Raw genomic sequence first — 8,150 nt, forward strand, 5'->3', positions numbered from 1 at the left:
GCGGGTGTGGGCCGCGTTCCGATGATCACGGGGATCGGCTGATGCGGGTGCAGAGCGTCACCGTCGCGGGCCGTGAGAGCGGGGTCGTCGGAGAGCACCGTTCCCGTGCCGACGACGATCGCATCGGCCGCTGCCCGGCGATGGTGCACGTCGGTGCGGGCTGCGGATCCGGTGATCCACCGGCTCGACCCGTCATCGGCGGCGGCGCGGCCATCGAGGCTCTGCGCCCACTTGACGGTGATGTGCGGACGGCCGAGTCGCTGGGCGGTCAGCCATCCGGCGATGAGGGCGTGCGCGGCATCCGCCTGTTCGCCGGACTCGACCTCGACGCCGGCAGTGCGCAGACGTTCCGCGCCGCCCCCGGACACCGCGCCGGGATCGTCGAGAGCGTAGACCACCCGTGAGATGCCCGCCTCGATCAGGGCGACGGCGCAGGGGCCAGTGCGGCCGGTGTGGTTGCAGGGTTCGAGTGTGACCACGGCCGTCGCGCCTTCGGCTTCGCCGGGAGCGAGTTTCGAGAGAGCGTCGACCTCGGCGTGCGGAGTGCCGGCGCCGTGGTGCCAGCCCTCGGCGAGCACGGTGCCGTCGGGGGAGAGGATGACCGCGCCGACCTGCGGGTTCGCCCCGCGGGGCCCGCGTGCGGCGAGATGGAGAGCGCGGTCCATCGCGGTGCGCTCTGCCGCGTTCACTGCCATCCGTCGTCCTCCTCTGAGGCTCCGGATTCGGGCAGGGATGGCGGAACGGACGCACGTATGCGTCTCGTGCTGCCTCCCTTCCGGACTAGCGAGGTCTCCCTCGCATCACCGTCGGTCCCGGAATTCCACCGGATCGGCATCTCGATCTCTCGAGACGCTCGCGGACTGTCACCGCCGGTTCGGATTCCCACCGACCCCGGAGCACGTTGTTGATCTGAGTGTAGTCAACGCATCTGCGCAGATTTCATTCCAAGACATGCATCCGGGTGCGCCACGCGCTCGCCGTCACTTGAGAAGCCGGGACAGTCGCCGGTCGGCGAGCACCTTGCCGCCCGTCTGGCAGGTGGGGCAGTACTCGAGCGAGCGGTCGGCGAAGAACACGCTGCGGACCGTGTCGCCGCACACCGGGCAGGCCTCCCCCCGGCGGGCGTGCACCTGCATCCCACGGCGCTTCGCATCCTTCAGGTCGGCCGGTGGCTTGCCGGAGGCTTCGGCGACCGCTTCGGTGAGCGTCTCGCGCATGGCATCGAAGAGGCGATCGATCTCGGCACCGTCGAGCGTGTCGGCGATCGCATACGGCGACATGCGAGCGGCATGCAGGATCTCGTCCGAGTACGCGTTGCCGATACCGGCGATGACCGCCTGGTCGCGCAACAGCCCCTTGATCTGCATGCGGCGGCCGTCGAGCAGGGCGGCGAACGTCTCGCGCGTGAACGCCTCGTCGAGCGGATCGGGTCCCAGCCTGGTGATGCCCGGCACCTCCTGCGGATCGCGGACGACATACACCGCGAGCGACTTCTTCGTGCCCGCCTCCGTGAGATCGAACCCGCTCCCGTCGTCGAGCGCGACGCGCAGGGCGATCGGCGACTTGCCCGGCTTGATGAGCGTCGTGGGGAGGGTTTCGTACCAGCGCAGCCAGCCGGCCTTCGCGAGGTGGAACACCAGGTGCAGTTCGTCGCCGCAGGAGAGCACGACGAACTTGCCGAGACGGGTGGACGCCGTGATCGCCTGCCCCTGAAGCGCATGGATCGGCGGATCGTACGTCTTCAGCGCGGCGATCGCCGAGACGGTGGCGCGCGTGATCGTGTGCCCCACGGCGCGCTCGCCGAGGAAGGTGGACAGCCCCTGGACTTCCGGCATCTCCGGCATGCGTTCATCCTGTCATCGGCCGCCGACACTGTCACCCTCGGCTGCCGAGGTCATCGCTCGCCGCGCGGTCACGAACCTCAGAGGATGGGCCAGTCCACCGGCGTGCGGTCGTCGCTCGGCAGCAGCCCGGCCATCCAGCCGTCGTCCCGGCCGCGCGGGCCCGTGAGCGCTTGCCGTTGCAGTCCCTCGTACCGGAAGCCGAGTGCGCGCGCAGCGCGGGCGGAGGGGACGTTGCCCGCGACGGCCTGCCAGCGGATGCGCACCAGCCGGAGTCCGACGAACCCCCAGTCGACCACGGCCCTCCCCGCCTCTGCGAGATAGCCCTTGCCCCTGGCCGCCTCCGTCACCCAGTAGCCGAGCTCGGCAGTCGCGCCGGTGAAGTGCTCGGTCATGTTGTGCAGACCGATCATGCCGACGAGTTCGCCATCCGCGTACATGCCCCAGACGACCTCCGACCCGGTGTCCCACTGCGCGGCGACCATGCGCACGAACTCTGCGGCGTCCTCGCGACCGTACGGACTCGGAACGGTCGTCCAGCGCGGGATCTCCGGGTCCTGGCAGGCATCCGTGATCGCATCGATGTCCGCCTCCGTCGGGGCGCGGAGGACGAGGCGTTCAGTGGTGAGGACGACGGATTCCATCCCGACAGCCTAGGGAGAACGATGCCCCTGCGAACGCGGAGCGGCCGGAGTGTCGGTGGGCGCGACTAGTCTTGTCCGGTGACTGTTCCGGGGATTCTGCGCGCCTTGGAAGAGGCGTCTCTGTACCGCGATGCCCTCAGCTGGGCGCGCACCGACGCCGATCTCGGCCTGGTCGACGGGCTCGATGCGCCCGCGCTCGCCGGGCTGCTCGAGAAGCGCGCCGCGGCAGGGCACCCCGCCGCCCTGCTCGCCGTCGTCCCCACGGGAAGGAGGGCGGAGAGCCTCGCGCTCGCGATGCACGCCTACCTTCCGGAGGCCGATGTCCTGACCTTCCCGGCCTGGGAGACGTTGCCGCACGAGCGGCTCAGCCCGAGCCCCGACACGGTCGGCCAGCGGCTGCAGACCCTGCGCCGGATCGCCGAGTGGTCGGGCGATCACCCGCTCGTCGTCGTGGCATCCGTGCGCGCCGCGCTCCAGCCGATCGCGGGCAACCTGGGAGAGATCGCCCCGCTCGAACTCGCCGTCGGCAGCAGGGGGAACGAACTCGACCTCGCGGTGGAGCAGCTGGTCGAGCGCGCTTACTCGCGCGTCGACATGGTGTCCCGTCGCGGAGAGTTCGCGGTGCGCGGCGGCATCCTCGACGTCTTCCCTCCGACGTCGGAGCATCCGTATCGCGTCGAGTTCTTCGGCGACGAGATCGATCAGATCCGCGCGTTCTCGGTCGCCGATCAGCGCTCGTTGCCCGGCGACGTCACCGGTGTCGATCTGCCTCCCACCCGCGAGCTGCTGCTCACCGCCGAGGTCCGAGATCGTGCCCGTGCCCTGGTCGGAGGCTTCCCCGCGATCTCGGGAATGCTCGAGAAGATGGCCGAGGGCATCCCGGTCGAGGGCATGGAGTCGTTGCTCCCCGCCGTCGCAGGGCCGCTGAAGTCGCTGGCCGAGTACCTGCCCGTCGGCAGCGCCACGGCGATCATCGACCCGGAGCGTTCGAGTGCGCGTGCCATCACCCTCGGCGACACGAATCGTGAGTTCCTCGATGCCGCGTGGAGCGCCGCGACCTCGGGGGCGTCGGCTCCCATCGACCTCGGTGCCGGCGACTTCCTGACGATCGCCGAGCTGCGCGAGGTCGTGCGGGATCGGGACGGCGTGTGGTGGCGGCTCAGCCCGTTCGGAGCCGGGCTCGGCGAGGGCGACGCGGACGCCACGAACCTCGGCGCCGCCGTCATCCCGTCCTTCCACGGCAACGTCGACGGCGCGATCTCCTTCGTCGAGGCGAAGCTGACCGACGGGTGGCGCGTCGTCGTGATCGCGGCGGGTGGCGGTCTGGTCGACCGCGCACGCGACGTGCTCGCCGACCGCGGCCTGGCCGCCCGAGTGGTCGAGACGCTCGGCGATGCACCGGAGGGCGGCGTCGCGACGCTGGTCACCGGGTCCGTGGAAGCCGGCTTCCAGGTGGCGGAGGCGAAGCTCGCGGTCCTCACCGACAACGAGTTCTACGGCCGCACGATCGGCGGCGACCAGCGCGTGGTCAAGAAGCTCGCATCGCGCCGCAAGAACGTGGTCGACCCGCTGCAGCTCAAGCAGGGCGACTTCGTGGTGCACGCCACCCACGGCATCGGCCGCTTCGTCGAGATGACCAAGCGCGAGGTGTCCACCGGCGGACGCAACGCCACGAAGTCGATCCGCGACTACCTCGTGCTCGAGTACGCGCCCTCCAAGCGCGGGTACCCCGGCGACAAGCTGTTCGTTCCGACGGATCAGCTCGACCTGCTCTCGAAGTACGTCGGTGGCGAGGCCCCCACGCTCTCGAAGATGGGCGGCAGCGACTGGTCGCAGGCCAAGGGCAAAGCACGCAAGGCCGTCCGCGACATCGCCGTCGAGCTCGTGAAGCTCTACTCCGCCCGGATGAGCGCGAAGGGCCATGCGTTCGGCCCCGACACCCCGTGGCAGCGCGAACTGGAAGAAGCCTTCCCGTTCGCCGAGACCCAGGACCAGTTGCAGACCATCGACGAGATCAAGGCCGACATGGAGCGGCCGATCCCGATGGACCGTCTGCTCTCGGGCGATGTGGGCTTCGGCAAGACCGAGGTCGCCGTCCGTGCCGCGTTCAAGGCGATCCAGGACGGCAAGCAGGTCGCCATGCTCGTGCCGACGACGCTGCTCGTGAAGCAGCACCTGGAGACGTTCACGGAGCGCTTCGCGGGCTTCCCGGTGAAGGTGCGGCCGCTGTCGCGCTTCCAGACCGACAAGGAGGCGCGCCTCACCCTGCAGGGCCTGCTGGAGGGCTCGGTCGACATGGTGATCGGCACCCACCGCATCCTCACCGATCAGGTGATCTTCAAGGACCTGGGCCTGATGATCATCGACGAGGAGCAGCGCTTCGGCGTCGAGCACAAGGACGCGCTCAAGAAGATGAAGACGAACGTCGACATCCTCGCTATGAGCGCGACCCCGATTCCGCGCACACTGGAGATGGCGGTCACCGGCATCCGCGAGATGTCGACCCTGGCGACGCCACCGGAGGACCGGCATCCGATCCTCTCGTTCGTCGGTCCCCGCAGCGACAAGCAGATGGCGGCGGCGATCCGACGCGAGATCCTGCGCGAAGGCCAGGTGTTCTTCGTGCACAACCGGGTGCAGTCGATCCAGCGGGTCGCGAGCGAGCTGGCCGAACTGGTGCCGGAGGCCAGGATCGCGGTCGCACACGGTCAGATGGCCGAGCACCAGCTCGAACAGGTCGTCGACGACTTCTGGGAGCGCAAGTTCGACGTGCTCGTGTCGACGACCATCATCGAGACCGGACTCGACATCGCGAACGCGAACACGATCATCATCGACCGCGCTGACAAGTACGGACTCAGCCAGCTGCACCAGCTGCGCGGCCGCGTCGGTCGTGGGCGAGAGCGCGCCTACGCCTATTTCCTGTACGACGAGATGAAGCCGCTGAGCGAGACTGCCGCCGACCGTCTGCAGACGATCGCGGTCAACAACGAACTCGGCTCGGGGATGCAGGTCGCGCTCAAGGACCTCGAGCTGCGTGGTGCGGGCAACATGCTCGGTGCCGAGCAGGCCGGTCATATCGCCGGCGTGGGCTTCGACCTGTACCTGCGCATGATCGGCGAGGCCGTGGCGACCTTCCGCGGCGACGAGGTCGAGACCGGGCAGGAGCTGCGGCTCGAGCTGCCCCTCGACGCGCGCATCCCCGAGTACTACATCGACAGTGAGCGGCTGCGCCTCGAGGCGTACCAGAAGCTCTCCGCCGCATCCGCTGCGACCGCGAAGGACGATGCCATCGACCTCGTCGTCGAAGAGCTCGTCGACCGCTACGGCACTCCGCCGGAAGAGGTCGAAGGGCTGCTGGCCGTCTCGCGCCTTCGTCGTCGTGCGGCACGGGCGGGGCTGACGGACGTCGTGGTGATGGGGTCGAACCTGCGCATCGCGCCCGCGCGGCTCGAGGACTCGATCAAGGTGCGGCTGCAGCGTCTGTACCCGAAGGCGAAGCTCGTCTCCGGGGGAGAGGCTCTGGTCGTGCCGATGCCCACGGTCCCTGCTGCAGTCGGCGTGGGGCTCGAACCCCTGCCCGATGCGCAACTGCTCGAGTGGGTCGGACAGCTGTTCACGGCGATCTTCCCCGAACCGGTCAAGGCCGAGTAGCGCGGGGCCCCGGGCGGCGGTACTAGTCTGGCCGCATGTTGTACGAGCACCTCGGGGCTCGCCCCCGCATCCATGACACCGCCGTCATCGCCCCCACCGCCGTCGTCTCCGGAGACGTGGAGATCGGGCCGGGCTGCCAGGTGCTGCACGGCGCCGTGATCACCGCCGAGGGAGGCGCGATCACCCTCGGTGAGCACGTCATCGTCATGGAGAACGCGCTCATCCGGGCGACTGCGGCGAACGCGGTGCACATCGGATCGCACACCCTGATCGGCACGCTGTCGAGCATCGCCGGTGCGACCGTGGGGGAGGAGACGTTCCTCGCCTCGGGGTCGCGGGTGTTCAACGGCTCTCTGATCGGATCGCGCTGCGAGGTGCGCGTCAATGCGATCGTGCTCCGCCGCGCGGTGCTGCCTGAGGGCACCGTCGTGCCGATCGGCTGGGTGGCTGTCGGCGATCCGGTGCAGCTGTTCTCGCCCGACCGGGAGGAGGAGATCGCGGCGGCGCAGCCCGACCTCGACTTCCCCGGGCACGTCTTCGGGGTCGACCGGGACACCCCCGACCTGATGGTGCAGCTGACGGAGCGCTACGGCAGCTCGCTGGCACGGCATGCGCAGGATGTGAGCCTCGACGCGCACCGCGGGCAGTCCCACGCATGACGGGCGACGTGGGCCTGGTCCGCCCCGCCGTCAGCACGGCCGACGCCGCGCGTATCGCCCTCGACTGCTGGGGGATCGCGGCGACCGCGGAGGAGCTGGGCAGCAACCAGGATCGGAACTTCCTGCTCACCACGCAGGACGGGGCGAAGAGCGTGCTGCGGATCGACAACCCGGTGTTCGGCGATGACGAGCGCGAGGCGCAGCACGTCGCGCTCGACGCCTACCGTGACGCAGGCGTCGAGGTCCCGGCGGTCCTCCCGGGGCTCGACGGCGCGCTCACCCAGCGCTGGAACGGCTTCGCCGCGCGGCGCAGCGAGTTCGCGTCGGGCGAGCCGATGGTGGATGCCGGGTACCTCGCGCCCGTCGTGCTCGCGGAGTTCGGGGCGCTGGCCGCCGCATCCGTGAACGCGCTGTCGGCGCTCGATCATCCCGGCCTCGACCGTCGGCAGATGTGGGACATGCGCGTCGCGTACGAGCAGATCGATGCGCTCGCGCCGTCGATCGCCGATGCCACGCTCCGGGGACGGGTGCTGCGCGCCGCGGCCAAGGCGCATGCCGCCGTCGAACTCCTGGCCGACCGGCTCCCCGTGCAGGCGATCCACGGCGACCTCACGGACGACAACGTGATGGGGGAGCGCGGCGACGACGCACGGCTGCACCCGCGCACGGTGCTCGATCTCGGCGACCTCGGGCTCGGCTGGCGCGTCGCCGAGCTGGCGGTGTGCGCGGCATCGATGCTGCATCACGAGCCCGAGCGGCCGTTTCGGGTGCTCGAGACGGTCGCCGCGTTCCATCGCCATGCGCCGCTGAGCGACACGGAGGCGAGAGCGGTCTGGCCGCTCGTGGTGCTGCGTGCTGCCCTGCTGGTCGCGAGCGGGTGGCGTCAGCTGGAGATCGACGGGGACAACGACTACGCGCGTGAGAGGGTCGCGGGCGAGCAGGCGATCTTCGACGCCGCGACACTGCTGCCGCTCGTCGAGATGACAGAGCACGTGCTCGCCACGGTCGGCGTCGATGAGGGCCCCGGCTTCGATGCGGCGGATGTGGTGACCGATCCTGACGCCGCTCCTCTGGCCGCGCTCCTGCCGGATCTCACCGGTCGCGTCGCCGTGGTCGATCCGGGTGTCGAGTCGGCGGACCTCGACGGCGGACGCTGGCTCGAGGAGACGTCGGAGCGGGAACTGGTCGCCGAGGCGATCGAGCTCGGGGTCGCCGTAGCGGTGCTGCCCTACGGGGTGTTCCGACTCACCCGGGCGCGCATCGACGAGGCGGAGCCGGGGGAGACGTGGGCGACGTCGTGTGAACTGCATCTCCCTCCGGGCCCTCGCGTGAGGGTGGCGGCTCCGGCGAGC

At 70.0% G+C, this 8,150-nt stretch carries 6 protein-coding genes and 1 riboswitch; of the genes, 3 read left to right on the forward strand and 3 right to left on the reverse strand.

Annotation, left to right across the window (positions count from 1 at the left end):
- The 3 genes from ribD to AX744_RS05270 all read right to left on the reverse strand — a co-directional run.
- On the reverse strand, positions 1-695 hold a 695-nt coding region (ribD, locus tag AX744_RS05260), incomplete at its 3' end, for a bifunctional diaminohydroxyphosphoribosylaminopyrimidine deaminase/5-amino-6-(5-phosphoribosylamino)uracil reductase RibD (RefSeq protein ID WP_061015648.1).
- 63 nt (positions 696-758) lie between these two features.
- Positions 759-903, reverse strand: a riboswitch (FMN riboswitch).
- A gap of 77 nt (positions 904-980) precedes the next feature.
- On the reverse strand, positions 981-1,844 hold the full coding sequence (locus tag AX744_RS05265) for an Fpg/Nei family DNA glycosylase (RefSeq protein WP_061015650.1): 864 nt from the start codon (positions 1,842-1,844) through the stop codon (positions 981-983).
- A 77-nt stretch (positions 1,845-1,921) separates the two neighbouring features.
- Complete coding sequence (locus tag AX744_RS05270) at positions 1,922-2,485, reverse strand: GNAT family N-acetyltransferase (RefSeq protein WP_046749656.1); 564 nt, start codon at positions 2,483-2,485, stop codon at positions 1,922-1,924.
- A 78-nt stretch (positions 2,486-2,563) separates the two neighbouring features.
- Between AX744_RS05270 and mfd the strand changes: the two genes are divergently transcribed.
- The 3 genes from mfd to AX744_RS05285 form a co-directional block, all read left to right on the forward strand.
- Positions 2,564-6,139: a transcription-repair coupling factor gene (gene mfd / locus AX744_RS05275; RefSeq protein WP_061015652.1), complete on the forward strand. Its 3,576-nt coding sequence runs from the start codon at positions 2,564-2,566 to the stop codon at positions 6,137-6,139.
- A 35-nt stretch (positions 6,140-6,174) separates the two neighbouring features.
- Entirely contained in the window at positions 6,175-6,798 is a 624-nt protein-coding gene (locus tag AX744_RS05280) for a gamma carbonic anhydrase family protein (RefSeq protein ID WP_046749654.1), read from the forward strand.
- Positions 6,795-8,150, forward strand: a 1,356-nt coding sequence (locus AX744_RS05285) for a phosphotransferase (RefSeq protein ID WP_231728743.1), incomplete at its 3' end; no start/stop codon positions are given. The genes AX744_RS05280 and AX744_RS05285, both read left to right, overlap by 4 nt.

Source organism: Microbacterium sp. CCH5-D1 (assembly GCF_001557335.1).
Lineage (GTDB): Bacteria > Actinomycetota > Actinomycetes > Actinomycetales > Microbacteriaceae > Microbacterium > Microbacterium oxydans.